Genomic DNA, 20,020 nt, shown 5'->3' with positions numbered 1-20,020 from the left:
ACATTTATGCTGCATATGCATCAGCGGCAAAGCCGTTTTGAGTTGTTCATCTATTATGCTGTCGCATTTCTGCTGCTTTGGGAGTGGCTTCGTCCGCTTCAAGATTTTACAGAGACGAGTCATACGTCTTATTTCATCATTTTTATAGGGCTTACGTGTTTGTTTACGTTCTTTCGATTGAAGTGGTATGTGACGTTTCCTATTTGTGCTGGATTGATCTTGCTCGCATTATACTTGATTTTTTATCAATCAGAGCCAAGTTATCTGCCTGCGCTGTTTGCTGATATTCAAGATAATATTTCTTTGATGAGCATGGGCATGTGGAGTGACATGTATCCGTCTTTCCGCACATTGTTGTTTTATATTTTGCTTTGGCTACTTGTTTATTTGCTTCATTATTGGGTTGTGTATCAGCAGCGTATCTTTTTCTTTTTACTGATGACGATTGTATATGTCACGATTCTTGATACGTTTACACCTTATGATGCGACTTTTGCGATCGTTCGAATTATGGTATTTGGCTTTTGTTTGCTTGGCCTGCTCTATTTCGACCGGCTTCGTTCGGCTGAAGGTGTGCGGGTGTCACAGAAAGCGCGTCTCAATTGGTTCTTACCCATGCTGGCGCTTGTTCTTGTATCAGCATCACTCGGTGCGTCTTTGCCAAAATCTGATCCGAAATGGCCTGACCCTGTCCCGTTTTTTAAAGCGGTCACGAATCAAGATGGTTCTGCCGGGCAGAATAAGGTGGGATATAGTACGGATGATTCGTCGCTTGGGGGACCATTTAGTGAGGACCTTACACCGGTATTTAAATGGAGCGGAAAAGAGCCGTCTTATTTTCGTGTAGAAACAAAAAGTATTTACACGGGGAAAGGCTGGGAGGATGCTTCAAATGATACGAAACCTACTCGGTTAAAAGGGAATGAGGTGCCGAACCGGTGGTTTACCAATCGCGTGAAAACAGAGGAGCATGAAACGAGAGTCGATATGGAATCAAATTATCGATTTAATCATGCTGTTTATCCGATTGGTACGGTTATGATGACGCCGATGGAAAACATTCCACTGCAAATGATGGGCAAAACGGAGAAAATTGTCCCGTCCACTCAAAACCCGCCCAAAAATTTAGGGAACTATCGAGTCAGCTTCTTATCACCTACATTTATCCTAGAGGACTTACAGCGGATCAAAGTACCGACCAAGCAGCAAGTGAACCAGCAGGTCGGACGTGAATACTTGCAGCTCCCATCCTCGCTGCCAGAGCGTGTGAAAACATTGGCGAACAGCTTAACGGAAACGAAGGATAATATGTATGATAAAGTAAAAGCGATTGAGGATTATTTAGGATCTGCGAAGTTTTCATATGAAACCCAAAATGTCGCTGTGCCTGGGCGTAACGAAGACTATGTGGATCAGTTCTTATTTGACACAATGATTGGCTATTGTGATAACTTTTCAACCTCGATGATTGTCATGCTTCGCTCGATTGGAATTCCGGCGAGATGGGTGAAAGGGTACACGTCAGGTCAGTTATATGAAACACAAATGGATGGAAACAATGTGTATGAAGTGACCAATAACAATGCGCATTCATGGGTAGAGGTGTATTTTCCAAACCGTGGCTGGGTGACATTCGAACCGACAAAAGGGTTCACGAACCCAGAGACATTTACGAATGAAACCACGGCTAACAACGACCAAACAGATGATCAACAGGATGAAAAAGATCAGCCCGCATCTGATCAACAAGAAAACGAGCAGACACAACAGCCGCAGCAACAAGAACCAGAACAGGCGGCAAAACAAGAGGAACAAGCAGCTAAAGCAAAGCCAAGTATGATTCATGTTGGTTCAATCTTGGGCTACGCAGCAGGTGCAATTGTCTTTCTTGGAATTATAGGCTGGATGCTTTACCGGTTCAGAGCAAGATGGCTGCCAATCTTTATTGTGAGAAAGGTAAAACGTCTGCCAGATGAGGAAGCTTTTTTCTACGCATATGCTGCTCTATTAAAACAGCTAAAGCGCAGAGGGATCGATAAAAAGCCAGGCATGACGCTAAGAGAATTTGCTTCTTTGATCGATGACAAGGAAGGGAATCATCACATGTCTGAACTAACGCAGTTCTATGAGCGGGCGCTCTACAGGCGAGAAGATGCCTCGGCGCTTTGGCGGCAGTCGGTGAAGTTATGGGAAAATTTAATAAACAGGAGATAGTCTTGACCCCGTACCTTCCTGTTGTTAGAATAGGTGAATATTAAAACCTTCTAAAATACATGAAATTGAAGCGTTCGGATGTGAGTCTGGGCGCTTCAAAAGCGTGATTTACACTGAGAGCAGGTTTTCTCCTCTCATTTTTTCTGTGCGTTTATAAAAACTATATTGGACATAGAGGTGACACCATGACAAATTTAGTAAATGAAATGATTTTGGTTCTCGATTTCGGTAGTCAGTACAATCAGCTGATCACTCGCCGTATTCGTGAATTTGGTGTGTACAGTGAGCTTCATCCGCACACTTTAACTGCTGAAGAAATTAAAGAAATGGCGCCGAAAGGAATCATCCTTTCTGGTGGACCAAACAGTGTATATGATGAAGGATCTTTCCGTTGTGACGAAAAGATTTTTGATCTAGGCATTCCAGTTCTAGGCATTTGCTACGGCATGCAGCTGATGACTCACTATTTAGGTGGGAAAGTAGAAGCGGCAAGCCAGCGTGAATATGGAAAAGCAGACATTCATATTAACGGAACACCTGCTTTATTCAAAGACCTTCCAACGGATCAAGTCGTTTGGATGAGCCATGGTGACCTTGTCGTTGAAGTACCAGAAGGCTTTACAGTTGATGCAACAAGTGCACATTGTCCAAACTCAGCGATGAGCTTAGCTGAGAAGAATTTCTATGGCGTTCAGTTCCACCCAGAGGTACGTCACTCTGAGTACGGAAATGATCTATTGAAGAACTTTGTCTTCGGCGTATGTGAGTGCGATGGCAAATGGTCAATGGAGAACTTCATTGAAATCGAAATGCAGAAAATCCGTGAAACAGTAGGCGACAAACAAGTATTGTGCGCACTAAGCGGCGGTGTAGATTCATCTGTTGTGGCGGTATTGATCCACAAAGCCATCGGCGATCAGCTGACATGTATTTTCGTTGACCACGGTCTTCTTCGCAAAGGCGAAGCAGAAGGGGTTATGAAAACATTTAGCGAAGGTTTCAACATGAACGTGATTAAAGTAGATGCGAAAGATCGCTTCTTAAACAAGCTAAAAGGTGTGTCTGATCCTGAGCAAAAACGTAAAATCATCGGTAACGAATTCATTTATGTATTCGATGACGAATCGGACAAGCTTAAAGGAATCGACTACTTAGCACAAGGAACTCTTTACACAGACATCATTGAGAGTGGAACAGCAACGGCACAAACAATCAAATCTCACCACAACGTTGGCGGTCTTCCAGAAGACATGCAGTTTGAATTGATTGAGCCACTCAATACACTATTCAAGGATGAAGTTCGTGCTCTAGGGTCAGAGCTAGGTATTCCAGACGACATCGTCTGGAGACAGCCATTCCCAGGTCCAGGACTAGGAATCCGTGTACTAGGTGAAATTTCTGAAGAGAAACTAGAAATCGTCCGTGAATCGGATGCGATTCTACGAGAAGAAATTGCCAACTTCGGCCTTGAGCGCGACATCTGGCAATACTTCACAGTCCTCCCAGACATCCGCAGCGTAGGTGTCATGGGTGACGCAAGAACATACGACTACACAATCGGTATCCGTGCTGTTACTTCTATTGATGGTATGACGAGTGACTGGGCAAGAATCCCTTGGGATGTACTTGAGAAGATCTCGACTCGTATCGTGAATGAAGTGAAGCATATTAACCGCGTGGTGTATGATATTACGAGTAAGCCGCCTGCTACGATTGAGTGGGAATAATTTTTAATAAGGATAAAAAACTCTTCACCAATAAGAAAACCGAACTATTTAGGAACCACTTCAAAGTGTTTCCAATAGTTCGGATTCTTTTTTTACATTTCTATGCTCATTTCAAATTTCTTTGATTTTATAATTTATAAATTAGTAAAGAATTATGATTTTGGATTTAAAGGTTATTTTAAAATTTTCCTCTTGATCCATTTCAAAAAGGATTCGTCATGAAGTTTATTTACATTGTTCTTGAGGATATCATTTTCTTTTTTAAAATTTTCAATTTGTTGGTCTTTTTGTTTCAATTTTAATACTAATTCATTATTTCTTTGAGAAGCCAATAGTAATTCTTGATTAACTTCAACTTTTTCTTTGAGAGTGTATAAATCTTTGTTTAGCTTATGAATAATTTCAGATAAATGTAGCTTATATTCTTCAGATTTTTGTATTTCTTCAGATAATTCTTTTTTTCTTTTTTTGTATTTATCTAGTTCAATTTCAGCTTGGGATAACAATAGATAATTCTCCTTATTTTCATCTTCTACTTTAGAGTTTACAATAAAGTCTCCAAATAAAGTCCAATTGTTTTTGCTATAAATTTTAGTTAGTTTGTCAATTTCTTTTTGTCTAAGCTTTTTATTTTTTAATATTTCGTGAGCTTTTGGAATCAATTTTTTAATAACATTAGGAACAGGTGCTTCGTAAGTTGAAATATTATTATCGAGTAATATGCGCTTTTTCTTTGGATCAACAGCATGGGTTACTTTAACTTCAATTGCCAACTTTTTATTCCATAGATACTTATAAGAGTATGGATACGTTTGTTTGATGCGCAATAAGATATCAATTAATATACCTTTTTTATCATTATATTTAATATAAGATTCTATTTCTGCTGATTCAATAGCTACTCTAATTTCCTTTTTTTCTTTGTCTTCAATTTTGAATTGATTAAGTTGTGAAAACATCATTTGAAAAAGGGAATGAGCAGTTGTCATTTTTTTTGAATAAAGAATCTGTTTCATGTCTTCTTTATGATAATATCGGTAAAATGCGTCTTTAATCTTTTTTTCTCCACTGAAAGTAGGAGAAACTGGTAATACTCCGCTTCGAATAGAGGGGTTCTTGAAGTCAAAAAAAGCAGGATTTTCTCGATTCATTTCAATTATACCTTGATTTCTCAGCCAAAGTGCTTCCAATACATGTATTTGTCTATCTTGAACTGGGAAATAAGCAAACTTTTTTGTTTGTTCATTCATATGCAACCACCTAAAAGCTTCTTCCTTTCCTTTTTGTTGTGTGAACGCCTATTATAATGTTTTTAAATGCTCTTGATTAGATTCTATTGAATAATTAATTTCACCGTTTCATAAAAAGTATAAGGAAATGTTACGGTTTTTTTCTTGAACGTTGTATACGTGCAACGACGTGTGTGAACTGCTTTAGGTGAAAAGTTAAGGATACTTTTTTTAGGTAATGAATCTATTAACATTAATCCATTAGAGTATTTAAAGACTTCTGGATTTTTTTGTTGATTTTCTTTCGGTGGTTTTTAATTTGTTCTTTCATTAAATTTGTAGTAAGCGGCGAAATCTCATTAAATATTTTATTGCACTTATTTGCGTATGTGATAAATGTTCCGAATTCTCTTTTCTTATAGTTATATTTTATGTCAGTTCTTTCTCCTAACTGATGATAATGTTGATATAATTTTCTTTTATAAGTTAAGCGTATTCGATCTTTAGTAAAGCCCTTTTTTCTTGAAACAATTTCACCTTTCTTTATTAACTTATAAACAGTTCTATAGTATTTATAAATGCTTTTTTCTCTTATTCTAACTTCATTACCATTAAAAATGAATCCTAGATAATCAATTTTAGAAAGTCTTTGAGATTTAATATCGAAAATTTTTCTCCCATCAAATATTAAGGTTTGCGTTTTCTGGGGATGAATTAATAATTTGTTTTTTTTGATTTGATTCTCTATTTGATTTTTAATAGTGTAAAATTTTTCTTCATTTATATTAGTAAAAACCAAGATGAAATCATCAGAATATCTCCTATATAAACCTCCTGTGCTAGCTAATAAATTAGTAATATATTCATCGATCTTTATCATATATATATTAGAGTAAATAGCACTCATAGCAGTTCCTTGAGGAATACCTTTGGTATCCGTATTTACTTTTAGGACTTTGCTGTTATCATTTGTAATTAAACTTCTCTCATTTTTGAACCTTCTAAACTCTTTAAATGAAGTGAAATAACAGGTTTGATTAGTTCTAAATATTTCTTTATCTTCGCCTACTCTTATATTGATATCTTTTTTATTAATGTATGAATATTTAGTGAGACTCTTGAAGATTTTATATTGATGAATTGGCATTTCACTTCCGTAAATCAAGTTAATCATTTCTTTAAGTAATTTATGATCTAAAGTGTCGAAAAAATTTTGGTAATCTCCTATGTATATATAGCAATTTGGATTCTTTGCAATGAAGTTAATTACTTCAGCTGCGAAATGTATATTGTTTTGTCTTTTTTTGTTGTTTCTATAGGCAGTAACAGATTCATCAATTTGTTGAACTTTAGCATAGCTATTATAAAAGTCATTTAACTCTAAACTGTAATGTTTGTATATAAAGTTATCAATATGAGCAGCATACATAATCGGTCGTTTTTTAACTTTAATAGGTATTAATTGACCGTTTCTCTTCATAGTGGTTCCATCATTAATATCGCTAAATTTCTCAAAGGTTAACTCACTAAAAATTAAAGGTAGAAAACTATGTGATGGGTTTTGTTTAAAACCAAGGACGTAGTTTTCTACCTTTTTATTAAAAGACGCAATTTTATCAAAATGCAAGTAAGGTTTAGATGGATATTTATATACCATTTAAAACTCACATCCCTTTTTTTATTGTTGGAGCAAGTACAGACTTAGTCCCGCTACTATATTTCTTCTGACTTGCACTCTGCCTAAAGCGCCGCTATCCTTAGGCTCTACTATACCACGCGGCATATTATATGGTATGGCGGGGTGAGTTTAATACTCACAAATACAAATAATGTATAATATAACAAGAAGACAAGTTCTGGTGGTGAAGTGTTCTATGATGATAGATATGACTTTGGCTTGCTACTTATCTAGTATGCTGATCTTAAGATTAGCATACGGTATACAAGTTTCAGCTTTCACAGTAATATCTCTTGACATTGTTATACAACATACCTAGCACTCTAATAAATGACAATAGTACTAGCAATATAATTTTAACATAAATTTCTTTTGAAGGAAAACAATAACTTGTTTAGGTTCGTTAATTTTTAATTTAGAAATGTAAGAGTCTTTTTTTCTCGTAATCCCTCTTCAAAATCGCATACATATACACATCATCAAACCCATTCTGACCAAGATCATACTCCCTCAATAAACCCTCTCGTACAAAATTAATTTTCTCCAATAATTGAACAGAAGACGTATTTGCTGGATCAATGATCGCTTCAATCCGGTTCAGGTTCATCTCCTGAAATCCATATCGCAATACCGCAGTAATCGCTTCCTTCATGATGCCTTTTCTCCAATGATCATGGTGTAATTCATAGCCAATTTCGGTGCGGTAGTGCTGTTTTTCCAAGTTAAGAAAACCGCAGCTGCCGATGATGGTGGGGTTGTCTTTTAAAGAAATGCCCCACCGGATGCCTGTTTGTTCATTGAAGATATTGTCATACCACTTGATTTCACCTTTTGTGTCTTCGATGGTTTCATGTGCATCAATGCCCATATAGCGGCACACGGTTTCATTGGATAAGTAGACGTGCATATCCTCGGCATCTGCGATCGTCGCTTGTTTTAAGATTAGTCTTTCGGTCTGTATCGTTGGAAATGATTGTGGAAAAGTAATTTTGTTCATGCATTTATCCCCCTTGTGATGTCTTTTGTTCTGTACATGCCTTACAATAAAAAATCCCTTCATTCCTCAGCCAAGCCTTCACCTCTGTCATTCCACGTCTCTTTGGATAGACGAGCTTGACGTACACTTCTTCGTTACCTTCTATCTTCTTCTGACAGCTAGCACATACGGGTTCTTCAAAGAGAAACAATCGGCATACTCCTTTTTGTAGATATTTCTTCCATTATATCAAATATGCAACATAATCTTTGCGGCCCTTTCTTCACTTTTTCTATTTTTGTCCGACATATGGTAAGGAAAAGAAATTTTCGTTTGTTGAAACCGTTTGAGAGAAACCTTGCTCTAACAGGTGTAGGAGGTGTGGATGAGATGAAGCAAGTGCGTCTAATTAAAAAAGCACAAAAAGGGAATGTCCCGGCATTTGAGACATTAATGCTGATGTATCAAGAGCGTTTATATAAAACGGCTTTTCTCTACACAAGAAATAAAGAGGATTCGTTAGATGCTGTTCAAGAAACGGTCATTAAAGCGTTTAAGCATTTATCCGGCTTAAAAGAGCCAGCTTATTTTTCTACATGGCTGACGCGGATTTTGATTCATACAATTTTTGCAATGAAGAAAAAGCAGCAAGATGTTGTTCCGTTTGAACAGCATCATGAGAGCGTTGAGCGGCATGATTTTTTGGAAGACAAGCTGGATTTAAAAAATGCACTAGATGTGTTAGATGAGCAATATCAGCTCGTGATTCAGCTATTTTATTTTCAAGATTATTCGATTTCAATGATTTCTGAACAGATGGGTGTGCCCGAAGGAACTGTCAAAACTCATTTGTATCGAGCAAGAAAGTTATTAAAGCAAACATTGGAGAAGGAGGAGAGTGTCGATGGAACGAAAAGAAATGAAGAAGCTTTATGATGAGATTGATGTACCAAAGGTTGAAGTGACCTCTGCGGTTCGCCAAGCAATAGGAGATGTGAAAGCGGAACAGAAAAGACGTTGGTTCACATGGAATTGGAGAACGCCAATCTATTCAGTTATCGCCCTTGTTGTCCTTTACTTTTCATCAGGCTTCATTTTTCCTTCTCTTAATACAGCGATGGCTCGAGTACCGTTTGTTGGACAGTTATATATGATGTTTCACGATAAAGTAGGAATGTCTCTTTTTCAGAGTGAGTTGGTGAAGCATGTCAATGAGGGGGCTGAATCAAGAGGGGTTACTGTGAAAGTGAACAGTGTGTATTATGATGCCGGGCGGCTTGTTTATACGTTTACTGTGGAGAATTTGAATACAAAGGAAGATGTTGTCCCTTTCATAGTCAACTTAGATCCAGTAAATCAAGCTTCCCAATCGAGTTCCTACAATCATGAATTGAAAAAATTAAAAGATGGCCATTATGTTGGGCAGGTGACAGTCTATACAAATGGTCAAACGATCAAACAAGGTCAACAAGTGCCACTTGTCATTTCTAAAATTGGGGATATTGTAGGGAATTGGCGCTTCAAGGTACCAGCGGTCAAGCAAAAAACCACTGTATTAGCTGGACAAAAAGACGTGTCTATTTTAAATGGACGTTATCACTTAAGAAATATAAAGGTAGAAAATGGAGTGAAAAGCTCTGTTATTCAATATACCATTGATTACAATGGTTTTGCTAAAGACGATATAATTAGTATAGAAAGAATGAAGGATAATCTAGGGAATGATTATCAGCTCGAAATTGGAACAGTTTTAGGAGAAAAACAACTGACTTCTGACAAAACTAGAAAAAATCATTTGACCATTTTAGATCAGTCGATTGATCCAGAGGCAACTGAATTAACATTTTACACGGGTGTGACAGACGAACAAGAAGAAAGCAAAATCATTCCTCTTCAGACAAAGCTGCCTGTTCAGTTCAAAACAAAGCATCATGGAATAGGGATCAAAATCAATAAAATAGAGCAAAAGGGGCATTCTGTGACAGTTTATTATCAATTTACTGGACTAGATCAGAAAGAATTAGATGAGGATGTTATGGAGAATATCGGTGAATGGATAGGATTAGGTGATGTTAAAAAATTGAAATCGTGGTCAGATCCTGAAGCAAATGATGAAAACGGATATTACTTGGAGAGAAACGATGCGAAGGTGACCAATTTCAAGATAGCCTCTATGCAATCCACCTTTGAATTTGATGTGAAGAAGTTAGACACATTTTCTTTTAAGGATTATGGACTTTACCTTGATTTGTCAGATCTGAACCGATTGGCACCACAGAAAGATATACCTGTAACCATTCCAGTCAAAAAAGAAACATCAAAAGCTAATCGATAAATCAGAAAGCGAACATGATTACACATGTTCGCTTTTTATCTGTTGATGCGCCAGTCGATTGCGATTGAACGAGTACCGAATCAACATCAATGCAACAAAACTGGCTAGCCCGCCGATCCAACTTAAATTCGTTACATTTGTATATTGAATAATCAGACCACCCATTGACGAGCCGAGCATCATGCCGATATTCATAATCGCTGTATTAAAGCTCAGCACGGTTTCTGATGTTTCGGGTTTTAGGGAGATGAGATAAAATTGCTTCGCTGGTGTTGTTGTCCATGTGGCGGTGCCCCAAATGGCGAGCGTGATGAAGACGCCAACTACTGAAAATTGTGTAAAGGATAATGCAAAGAGCATGAGCATCTGAACCGTGATGCTGATTGAAATGGTTCGGTTTGGTCCCCATTGATCGACAGCGTATCCACCAAAGCGTGAGCCAATAAAAGCAGATATCCCTAAGACGAGCAAGGCAATGCCTGTCATTTCGAGCGTAAATCCGGATGTCTGTCGCAATAATGGCGAAATGTAGGCAAATACCATTGTGTAACCTAAAATCCAAAAGGCTGTCGTGGCTAAGCCGCTTAACACCCTGCGGTCTTGAAGAATTTGCATTTGCTGCTTAAATGGCACATGGGAATGTCCCTCCATAGGCGGTAATAATCGATACAGAAGAAACAAGAGACAAGCGGTCCCTATTGCAATGATGAGAAAAATGGCATGCCAATCTACATATCCTGCTAAAAATGTTCCAATCGGTACACCGAGTACTAGTGAAACAGTAAATCCAGTGATTACTGTTGCCATCGCACTCCCCTTTTTTTCTGGCGGGGCGAGCTGCGCTGCGTAATTTGTTGCGAGCACAATATATAAGCCGCCACTCATGGCCATGATGACTCGCGAGAGCATGAGCAGCATAAAGTGATGGCTAAAAAAGGCAAGCACATTACCTGCTATAAACATGGAAATCGCCGATAAAAGAACCTTTTTTCGATTCAATTTCGATGTGGCCATGACTAAAAAGAGGGCACCCACGGCATAAAAAAGAGAATAGATGGTGATGAGCTGTCCTGCAACCGGGATGGAGATGCGCATATCGTCAGAAATGATGTCCAGTATGCCTGATACGACGAATTCTGAAGTACCTGTGACGAAAGAACCGACGGCTAAAAGAAATATGAGCAATGGATAAGATGTACTTTTCATTTTGAACCCTTCCTTTATGTTGAAACGTTGTATTCATTTTAAATTCCGTGCTAACATAAGTAAAATTGATGTTTTTCATGAAAGGGATGAGTGAATACTCATGAGCTTTGTTCGATTCGAGACGATGGCTAAAGTGGTCGAGCTAGGCAGTTTTACCGCCGCAGCTGAAGCGTTAAATATGACACAGTCTGCCGTGAGTCATGCGGTGGCAAGTTTAGAGACGGAGTGGGGCGTGTCTTTATTCGTGCGTGACCGAAAAAAGGGCATCACGCTGACAGATACCGGTGAAACCCTTCTTCCGCATATAAGAGAAGTGCTAAATCGAGTAGAGAAAATTCAACAGGAGATTGCGCTCACCAAAAATATTGAGTCTGGCTTGATTCGAATTGGAACTTTTGCCAGTGCATCCGCTTGTTTATTGCCAAAGCTACTTGTGAGCTATCAGAAAAAGCACCCAAAGATTGAATTTAAATTCTATGAGGGGACATATGAAGAAATATTGGAGTGGCTCGATTCTGGCATTATTGATGTTGGGTTTGTTGTAAAAGGTAAAGCGGATAAAGCGTTTGATCTATTGCCACTTATGAAAGATAAAATGGTGGTTGCCTATCACGAAAATCATCGTTTTAAGCAGCAGCCAATTGTAGATATGGAAGAATTAGCGGACGAACCGTTTATTATGCCAACTGGCATGTATCAGTCCCATGTAGAGGATATTTTTTCAGAGGCGCAAATCAAGCCGTCTATTTTATTTGAAGTGCATGATTGTACGACCATTGCCCGCATGGTTGGGGAAGGACTTGGTGTGACGATAGGTCCTGAGTTATTCCTAAAAACGCAGCAACTTGTGCAGATCAGTCATCTGAATGTATCGCATCATCGTGAGGTGGCGCTTGCCTGTCCATCGCTCACGCAAGCTTCTCCTGCTGTGAAGGCATTTTTCGATGTAGCAGGAACGGTTTTTGCCAGAATTCAGTGATGGGTGTATAAAGAACTAGATGTGATTTTCCAAATTCGTGTAATAAGACGAATGAAGCGGACATTTCTTTGAAAAATGTTCGCTTTTTGTATTGTGTTTTAAAAATGAAGTTGGTACAATAGACACAGAAATCAAATAGATAGAAGTCGTATAATGGCGGGGATATGGCCCGCAAGTTTCTACCAAGCTACCGTAAATGGCTTGACTACGTCAATTCACACTCGTTTGATATAAATCATGCATTGTTCTTGTTTGATGTCACGGTCTGAATTCACATTGTAGTCAAGCGTCCCAAAAACTGTTGGGGCGTTTTTTATTTGACTTGTGAATGGGACAGACTAAAGCAAAAGGACATGAAGGGAGTCAGTTGGCTTTGAAACAGTTTTTTCAGTTTGATGAGTTAGGTACGAATTATCGCAGAGAAATCATCGGCGGTTTAACGACATTTTTGTCGATGGCTTACATCTTGTTTGTCAATCCGATCACACTTGCTTTAGTAGCAGTACCGGATTTTCCAGATAAATTACGAATTGATCAGGGGGCTGTCTTTACAGCTACAGCGTTAGCTTCTGCGGCAGGTTGTTTCCTGATGGGATTGATCGCCAGGTACCCGATTGCAATTGCACCGGGCATGGGACTGAATGCGTTCTTCGCTTTCTCAGTGGTTCTTGGTATGGGGATCTCATGGCAGGCAGCACTTTCCGGTGTGTTTGTTTCAGGATTGATTTTCGTTGCTCTTTCTTTAACAGGTTTTCGTGAAAAAATCATCAATGCCATTCCGAGTGAGCTGAAGCTGGCGGTTGGTGCAGGGATTGGTTTGTTCATTACATTTGTGGGTCTTCAAGGCTCCGGTATTATTGCAAATAACGATAATACGCTCGTTTCGATTGGAAACATTCATAGTGGTCCTGTCCTGTTGACGGTATTTGGAATCGTTGTGACTGTCATTTTAATGGTTCTTCGAGTGAATGCAGGTGTCTTCATTGGGATGCTTGTGACAGCTATTGCTGGGATGATCCTTGGTCTTGTGCCAGTTCCATCTCAAATTGTAGATAGCATTCCAAGCTTGTCTCCAACTTTTGGTCAAGCCTTGATTCACTTGCCAGACATCTTCTCCATTCAAATGCTTGTGGTTATTTTAACGTTCCTATTCGTTGGGTTCTTTGATACAGCTGGTACACTTGTGGCTGTGGCAACGCAGGCTGGTTTAATGAAAAATAATGAGCTGCCGCGTGCAGGAAAAGCGCTTCTGGCGGATTCTTCTTCTATCGTCGTCGGTTCTGTTCTTGGTACATCAACGACGACGTCTTATGTTGAATCTAGTTCAGGTGTTGCTGCGGGTGCCCGCTCTGGTTTTGCAGCTGTCGTGACAGGTATTTTCTTCTTACTTGCGATGTTCTTCTCGCCGCTTTTATCTGTCGTGACACCGAATGTAACGGCACCTGCTTTAATCATTGTCGGTGCACTGATGGTAGCACCTCTTGCAAAGATCGCATGGGATCGTTTTGAAATTGCGGTACCGGCCTTTTTAACCATGATTATGATGCCACTCACATATAGTATTGCAACAGGGATTGCGATTGGTTTCATTTTCTACCCGATCACCATGATCTTTAAAGGAAAAGCAAAAGAAGTGCATCCAATTATGTACGGACTGTTTGTCATCTTTATTCTATATTTTGCTTTCTTAAATCATTAATGATTTGTCTGAAACAGCAGCTCATGGAGGCTGCTGTTTTTTGTAGGGAAATTTTAAAAACATAGTTGACTTATAGGGATTATGTGTTTATGATAAAAAGACATAATTCGCTGATTGGATCACCAAAGGCGCTTTGATTTCCTTTTTTCTATAGAAGGGTTCAGAGTGCCTTTTTTCTTGCATTCATTATAACGGGAGGGGATGACTTGTCACGCTGGCTTAGGCAGGTGATTGAGCGGAAAAAGCAGGTATTGATTGAGCAGCTCCTTTTATGGGGGCATGAAGAAAAACATGAAGCGCTCATGCATTATACGATTCATGAGCTGGAAAATGAGGTTCTCTATTTAAAAGAGCGAAAGCAAAATTAGTGGGATGGGGGATGAGCGATGGATGAACAAAAGCTGAATTTTATTTTATCTGCCTTAAAAGGGATTGAATACGGGTCGGTGGTGATCACCATTCATAATGGACAAATTACACAAGTCGATACGACAGAAAAGACTCGTTTCCCAGCACACCAGGAGAATTTTCGGATTCAGAAAGCAAAGCAGGGGCGCTATCGTTCATGAAAAGTAATGAAAGATGATGAAAAGCTGATCCACTCATCAGCTTTTTTGTTTTGGCTTAATTTCTCTCCATTTAAAACCTCTTCATTCATTTATCCGTCTATTCGTATGAACGTCAAGGAATCTTGACTGAATAGAGAGACTCCGCTACTTTAATAGGAGTCATTCGGACAGGTCACATGAGCCTGTGCGGATTGTCTGAGATAGGAGTTGATATGGGATGTTAGAGAAAGATCAAGAGCAGGTCACATCTGAAACGAAAAACGAAAACGAAGAGCCATCAATAGATCAAGAAACGAGGCAGTCCCGCCTCAGCCGCAGTGCTGCAAAACGAGGAAGAACGGCTAAGCCAGCTGATGAAGAGCGTTCAGCCATTCAGCGCATTGCAAGAAGTGTAGGCGGTGCGTTTAAGCGCTATGGCTCATATGGGTTTGCGATGTTAAAATCACCGAGTCGTGCGATCCATCAAGCGGACACTTTACGCATGAAGTACGCCTGGATTTCAATTGTGTTGTTCAGTGTGTTTTTTGCTTTAGGCAACTACGTTCAATTAAAGGCGTCAAAGACCCGTTTATTAGGTTTTGGTATTCATTATTCCTTTGGTGACGCCTTTTTAAAGGTAGCGGTCTTTTCACTCATTCTGTTGACACTGATGATGCTGACGGTTTGGGTGCTCGGTAAGTACATGCTGAAAGGAAACATATCGCTGAAAGAAGTGATCATGAAGTTCGGTGCCGTGCTTGTGCCGGTTTTGGTTTTATCTATCCTTTGGCTTGTATTTGCCATGCTGAATATTCCATATGTAACGGTGATTTTATCCGTCATGATGTTTTTCGGTCTTCAGCTGATTGCCATTGTGCTCTTCCGCTCCATTCAATCAGATCAAGAAGCTGTGCGGGGAGACTTGATGTATGCCGGCTGGGTCTTTTTGTTGATTGAGCTCGTCATCATTGCCCTTTTATGGGGCATTGTCGGAGAGTATTTGATCCCATCACTTGTTCCAGTTCGGTTTGGATAAAACACGTTTCAGCGTGTACTCGGTATTTTTAAAATTCAAAGGTTTTCTATCACGCTGAAAAGAAGACAAAGGGTTAAAATAAAGTATATTTTAGCCCTTTATCAACCATCTAAAGCCTCCTTTTGAAAAAGGAGGTTTTTCATGTTGAGAAGAGGAAAAAACGGGTAAACTCTTGGTAACAAAGACCACCCCTTGTTGTCGAAAGATATATGTGTTTTTCTCGCGCAAATTTGATTGTATCAAGGTTTGTTCTCTAGTAGAATATGGGGTGCTTTATTTGATTTTTAGTGCAGGGGGTTCGAATCGTGCTTCAACAACTTTTATCCAATGCGTTCACCATGGTTTTGATTATTTTAGTGATTAACATTGTTTATGTCTCTTTTTCCACTATGCGTTTAATTTTAACAATGAAAGGCAGAAGGTATGCAGCCGCTTTTGCTGGTACTGTCGAGATGCTGATTTATGTCATTGGTTTGAGTATCGTATTAGATAACTTAGATCAAGTACAAAATGTCATTGCGTATGCGCTAGGTTATGGAATTGGAATCATTGTCGGGATGAAAATTGAAGAGAAGCTGGCACTTGGCTACATTACTGTGAACGTGATTACAAAAGAAATCGATCTAGATCTCCCAAAACAATTGAGAGAAAAAGGATATGGCGTCACCAACTGGGTAGTAGGAGGTCTTGAAGGAGACCGGTCAGCGATGCAAATTTTAACACCGAGAAAATATGAACTGCAATTATATGAAACGATTAAAACGCTTGATTCAAAGGCGTTTATCATTTCGTATGAGCCCAAAACGATTCATGGCGGCTTCTGGGTGAAGGCTGTGAAGAAAAGGAGAATTAAAGAATGACCGCAAAACCAAAGAAAAAGAAATTCTACGTGGAAGACAACATGACGATTGAACAAGTGTTGTCCCAGATGGCAGAGGAAGGCTACTCACCTGTCCGACGAATGGAGGAGCCCATCTTTCAGGAAAAGAAGGAAAATGGGTCGATTCAGATCATTCCGATTGGGAAAAAAATCGTATTTGAGGGAAAAATACTCTAAATCCGAACATTAAAACGACGACTTCATAGATTGTTCGATAAATCCGTTGACATCATGAACATCCGTTGTTAAGATAAACATGAAATCAAAACACGAGCCTCATATAATCTTGGGAATATGGCCCATAAGTTTCTACCCAGTTACCGTAAATGACTGGACTATGCAGGATAGTGAACAAAACTGACATGGCGTTTTAAAAGCGAACAGCGCTTACCATGGCCCGGTTTGTGTTGCTTCCTAACAATGCAATACAAACCGGGCCTTTTTGTTCGGCGTTTGACAAGCTACTTAGGTTTGGGAAGCGTGTCAAACGATACAAAATCGAATAATAGCTTAAAGGTGGGGACAAAATGAAGCCGCTTGTAGGTGTCATCATGGGAAGTACATCTGATTGGGAAACAATGAAACATGCGTGCGATATCTTAGAGGAATTGAACATTCCGTATGAAAAACAGGTTGTATCCGCACATCGGACACCTGATTTGATGTTTGAATATGCGACTGAAGCAAGAGGTAAAGGACTCAAGGTCATTATTGCCGGTGCTGGAGGCGCAGCACATTTACCGGGGATGGTCGCAGCAAAAACGACACTGCCGGTCATTGGTGTGCCCGTACAATCAAAAGCATTAAACGGGCTGGATTCCTTATTATCCATCGTTCAAATGCCAGGCGGTGTACCTGTTGCCACAGTGGCAATCGGCAAAGCCGGTGCAACAAATGCAGGGCTTCTAGCCGCACAAATGATTTCAGCATTCGATGAAGCCGTTGAAGCACGCCTTGAAGAAAGAAGAGAGCAAACAAAACAAACTGTATTAGAAAGCAGTGATCAGCTTGGCTAAGCAGACCATTTTTCCAAACGCAACCATTGGTATCATCGGCGGCGGACAGCTTGGCAGATACATGGCCGTCAGTGCAAAGCAAATGGGCTACCGTGCAGCAGTTCTTGACCCTGTCACACTTTCTCCTTGCGGACAGGTTGCTGATACAGAAATTACAGCCGCATACAGTGACCTTGAAGCGATCAGGCAGCTGGCGGACATCAGTGATGTGGTCACATATGAATTTGAAAACATTGATTATGATGCACTCAATCAGCTGAAGGAAGAGGCGTACTTACCGCAAGGAAGCGAACTTCTTCTTTTAACCCAAAACCGTGAAACGGAGAAAAAAGGGATTGTAGATGCAGGCTGTGAAGTCGCCCCTTATCGCATCGTTCATGATGAGAAGGAGCTGAAAGATGCAGTAAATGCGCTTGGTTTGCCAGCTGTGCTGAAAACATGCAGAGGTGGTTACGACGGTAAAGGACAGTACGTGATCAAAGAGAAGGATCAGCTTCATGAAGCGGCTGCACTTCTCACGCATGGAACGTGCATTTTAGAAAGCTGGGTTCCTTTCCAAGTGGAACTGTCCGTGATTGTGACGCGGTCTGTTCATGGGGAAATTGCGACATTCCCAGTCGCTGAGAACATTCATAAGCACAATGTTTTATTCCAAAGCATCGTGCCTGCACGGGTAGATGGCAGCATTCAGGAGAAAGCAAAAGAGCTGGCAACAACGCTTGCTGAAAAGCTAGGGCTGGTCGGTACGCTTGCTGTTGAACTGTTCCTGACAAATGAAGGAAAGCTGCTCGTCAATGAACTGGCACCGCGCCCGCATAACTCTGGACATTACACATTGGATTTATGTGAGACGAGTCAGTTTGAACAGCACATTCGCGCTATATGCGGTTTGCCGCTTGGCGGAACAGCTCTTTTATCAGAGGGCATGATGGTGAATTTGCTGGGCGATGAAGTGGACATCCCAAAAGAACATCCTGAGCTTTTAAAGGAAGCGAAGCTTTATCTATATGGCAAACATGAAGTAAAAGCCGGCCGCAAAATGGGGCATATGACATTTATGAAACAGCTTGATGATGAATGGATGGCAAACATCACAAAGATATGGACTGAAAGAGATGGAGGAAACGGGAAATGATCGAACGTTACGCACGACCAGAAATGTCAGCAATCTGGACAGAGGAAAACAAATATAATGCATGGCTTGAAGTAGAAATTCTCGCTTGTGAAGCTTGGGCAGAACTTGGCGTCATTCCGAAAGAAGACGTTGTGACAATGCGCAAGAATGCAAGCTTTGATATTGGACGTATTCTAGAGATTGAACAAGACACGCGCCACGACGTGGTTGCCTTTACGCGTGCTGTATCTGAATCTCTAGGAGAAGAAAGAAAGTGGGTTCATTACGGGTTAACATCTACAGACGTAGTGGATACGGCGCTTTCATATCTATTAAAACAGGCGAACGATATTTTGCTCAAGGACATTGAGAGATTTGTTGACATACTAAAAGAAAAAGCAAAAGAGCACAAATATACCGTCATGATGGGCCGTACACACGGTGTACACGCTGAACCGACAACATTTGGCCTAAAGCTTGGTCTTTGGTACGAGGAAATGAAGCGTAACTTAGAACGTTTTAAACAAGCAAAAGCCGGCATCGAATACGGCAAAATCTCTGGTGCTGTTGGCACATATGCGAACATCGACCCGTTTGTTGAGCAATATGTATGTGAGAAACTTGGCATCAAAGCTGCACCAATTTCAACCCAAACCTTGCAGCGTGACCGTCATGCAGATTACATGGCAACCCTTGCTTTAGTTGCAACAAGCATTGAGAAATTTGCTGTTGAAATTCGTGGTCTTCAAAAGAGTGAAACGCGTGAAGTAGAAGAATTCTTTGCAAAAGGACAAAAGGGATCATCAGCGATGCCGCATAAACGAAACCCAATCGGTTCTGAAAATATGACGGGAATTGCACGCGTCATCCGTGGTTATATGCTGACTGCTTATGAAAATGTACCACTTTGGCATGAGCGTGATATTTCTCATTCATCTGCTGAACGCATCATTTTACCAGATGCAACGATTGCACTGAACTATATGCTGAACCGTTTCTCTAATATTGTGAAGAACTTGACGGTGTTCCCTGAGAATATGAAACGCAACATGGACCGCACACTTGGCTTAATTTACTCTCAGCGTGTTCTGCTTGCACTCATTGATACAGGTATGGCACGTGAAGAAGCATATGACACGGTTCAGCCAAAAGCGATGGAAGCTTGGGAAAAACAAGTACCATTCCGTTCATTAGTAGAAGCAGAAGAGAAAATCACTTCACGCTTAACACCTGAACAAATCGCTGACTGCTTCGATTACAACTATCACTTGAAAAATGTCGATATGATTTTCGAACGTCTAGGTCTTGCGTAAGAAATGGGCCGCCTGCTAGTCAGGCGCCTAATCCTGAAAATTGCCAACATTCAAATTAGGAGGCCAATCT

19 protein-coding genes and 2 riboswitches are annotated in these 20,020 nt (G+C 40.0%); of the genes, 14 read left to right on the top strand and 5 right to left on the bottom strand.

What is annotated here, in order from left to right:
• Nucleotides 1-6: 6 nt before the first annotated feature.
• Nucleotides 7-2,214: a DUF3488 and DUF4129 domain-containing transglutaminase family protein gene (locus LCD32_RS02895; RefSeq protein ID WP_224562736.1), complete on the top strand. Its 2,208-nt coding sequence runs from the start codon at nt 7-9 to the stop codon at nt 2,212-2,214.
• A 185-nt stretch (nt 2,215-2,399) separates the two neighbouring features.
• A complete protein-coding gene (gene guaA / locus LCD32_RS02890) occupies nt 2,400-3,941 on the top strand; it encodes a glutamine-hydrolyzing GMP synthase (RefSeq protein ID WP_025206841.1) in 1,542 nt (513 codons plus the stop codon).
• A 173-nt stretch (nt 3,942-4,114) separates the two neighbouring features.
• On the opposite strand, the gene LCD32_RS02885 is transcribed toward guaA, so the two are convergent.
• From LCD32_RS02885 to LCD32_RS02870, 4 genes are all read right to left on the bottom strand, one after another.
• Nucleotides 4,115-5,191: a hypothetical protein gene (locus LCD32_RS02885; RefSeq protein WP_035703515.1), complete on the bottom strand. Its 1,077-nt coding sequence runs from the start codon at nt 5,189-5,191 to the stop codon at nt 4,115-4,117.
• 232 nt (nt 5,192-5,423) lie between these two features.
• Nucleotides 5,424-6,827 (bottom strand): reverse transcriptase domain-containing protein, encoded by a 1,404-nt coding sequence (locus LCD32_RS02880; protein WP_035703517.1) that lies wholly within the window; start codon nt 6,825-6,827, stop codon nt 5,424-5,426.
• A 436-nt stretch (nt 6,828-7,263) separates the two neighbouring features.
• A complete protein-coding gene (locus tag LCD32_RS02875) occupies nt 7,264-7,845 on the bottom strand; it encodes a GNAT family N-acetyltransferase (RefSeq protein ID WP_224562734.1) in 582 nt (193 codons plus the stop codon).
• 4 nt (nt 7,846-7,849) lie between these two features.
• The gene (locus LCD32_RS02870; protein ID WP_046342846.1) at nt 7,850-8,035 is read right to left on the bottom strand and encodes a hypothetical protein; all 186 of its coding nucleotides are present in this window, start codon (nt 8,033-8,035) and stop codon (nt 7,850-7,852) included.
• 179 nt (nt 8,036-8,214) lie between these two features.
• Here LCD32_RS02870 and LCD32_RS02865 point away from each other — a divergent pair, with 179 nt between their 5' ends.
• Nucleotides 8,215-8,760, top strand: coding sequence for a sigma-70 family RNA polymerase sigma factor (locus tag LCD32_RS02865; RefSeq protein WP_060780829.1), 546 nt, complete (start codon nt 8,215-8,217; stop codon nt 8,758-8,760).
• Nucleotides 8,729-10,159, top strand: coding sequence for a DUF4179 domain-containing protein (locus LCD32_RS02860; RefSeq protein ID WP_224562732.1), 1,431 nt, complete (start codon nt 8,729-8,731; stop codon nt 10,157-10,159). The genes LCD32_RS02865 and LCD32_RS02860 overlap by 32 nt, the downstream gene beginning before the upstream one ends.
• 18 nt (nt 10,160-10,177) lie before the next feature.
• On the opposite strand, the gene LCD32_RS02855 is transcribed toward LCD32_RS02860, so the two are convergent.
• Nucleotides 10,178-11,365 carry an MFS transporter gene (locus tag LCD32_RS02855; protein WP_224562730.1) on the bottom strand — a complete coding sequence of 396 codons (1,188 nt, stop codon included), beginning with the start codon at nt 11,363-11,365 and terminating at the stop codon, nt 10,178-10,180.
• 100 nt (nt 11,366-11,465) lie between these two features.
• On the opposite strand from LCD32_RS02855, the gene LCD32_RS02850 reads away from it, so the two are divergent.
• From LCD32_RS02850 to purB, 10 genes are all read left to right on the top strand, one after another.
• Nucleotides 11,466-12,344, top strand: a complete 879-nt coding sequence (locus LCD32_RS02850) for a LysR family transcriptional regulator (RefSeq protein ID WP_224562728.1) — start codon at nt 11,466-11,468, stop codon at nt 12,342-12,344.
• A gap of 126 nt (nt 12,345-12,470) precedes the next feature.
• Nucleotides 12,471-12,572: riboswitch (purine riboswitch) on the top strand.
• A 145-nt stretch (nt 12,573-12,717) separates the two neighbouring features.
• Nucleotides 12,718-14,043: an NCS2 family permease gene (locus tag LCD32_RS02845; protein ID WP_035703624.1), complete on the top strand. Its 1,326-nt coding sequence runs from the start codon at nt 12,718-12,720 to the stop codon at nt 14,041-14,043.
• A 206-nt stretch (nt 14,044-14,249) separates the two neighbouring features.
• Nucleotides 14,250-14,411: a hypothetical protein gene (locus tag LCD32_RS02840; RefSeq protein WP_008344307.1), complete on the top strand. Its 162-nt coding sequence runs from the start codon at nt 14,250-14,252 to the stop codon at nt 14,409-14,411.
• 18 nt (nt 14,412-14,429) lie between these two features.
• Nucleotides 14,430-14,612, top strand: a complete 183-nt coding sequence (locus tag LCD32_RS02835; protein ID WP_060780831.1) for a YezD family protein — start codon at nt 14,430-14,432, stop codon at nt 14,610-14,612.
• Nucleotides 14,613-14,829: 217 nt separating this feature from the next.
• Complete coding sequence (locus LCD32_RS02830) at nt 14,830-15,627, top strand: hypothetical protein (RefSeq protein WP_224562725.1); 798 nt, start codon at nt 14,830-14,832, stop codon at nt 15,625-15,627.
• A gap of 305 nt (nt 15,628-15,932) precedes the next feature.
• On the top strand, nt 15,933-16,487 hold the full coding sequence (locus LCD32_RS02825) for a DUF2179 domain-containing protein (protein ID WP_008344300.1): 555 nt from the start codon (nt 15,933-15,935) through the stop codon (nt 16,485-16,487).
• On the top strand, nt 16,484-16,684 hold the full coding sequence (locus LCD32_RS02820) for an NETI motif-containing protein (protein ID WP_017359825.1): 201 nt from the start codon (nt 16,484-16,486) through the stop codon (nt 16,682-16,684). The genes LCD32_RS02825 and LCD32_RS02820 overlap by 4 nt, the downstream gene beginning before the upstream one ends.
• Nucleotides 16,685-16,763: 79 nt before the next feature.
• A riboswitch (purine riboswitch) is annotated at nt 16,764-16,865 on the top strand.
• A 169-nt stretch (nt 16,866-17,034) separates the two neighbouring features.
• Nucleotides 17,035-17,523, top strand: a complete 489-nt coding sequence (gene purE, locus LCD32_RS02815) for a 5-(carboxyamino)imidazole ribonucleotide mutase (protein WP_224562722.1) — start codon at nt 17,035-17,037, stop codon at nt 17,521-17,523.
• Complete coding sequence (gene purK / locus LCD32_RS02810; protein ID WP_060780834.1) at nt 17,516-18,658, top strand: 5-(carboxyamino)imidazole ribonucleotide synthase; 1,143 nt, start codon at nt 17,516-17,518, stop codon at nt 18,656-18,658. Before purE ends, purK begins: the two co-directional genes overlap by 8 nt.
• Complete coding sequence (gene purB, locus LCD32_RS02805; protein ID WP_060780835.1) at nt 18,655-19,950, top strand: adenylosuccinate lyase; 1,296 nt, start codon at nt 18,655-18,657, stop codon at nt 19,948-19,950. Before purK ends, purB begins: the two co-directional genes overlap by 4 nt.
• Nucleotides 19,951-20,020 lie beyond the last annotated feature (70 nt).

This window comes from Bacillus sp. RSS_NA_20 (assembly GCF_020165915.1).
GTDB classification, from domain to species: domain Bacteria; phylum Bacillota; class Bacilli; order Bacillales; family Bacillaceae; genus Bacillus; species Bacillus altitudinis.
Note: the sequence above shows the minus strand (reverse complement) of the source record. Positions and strands in the feature narration are given on the sequence as shown.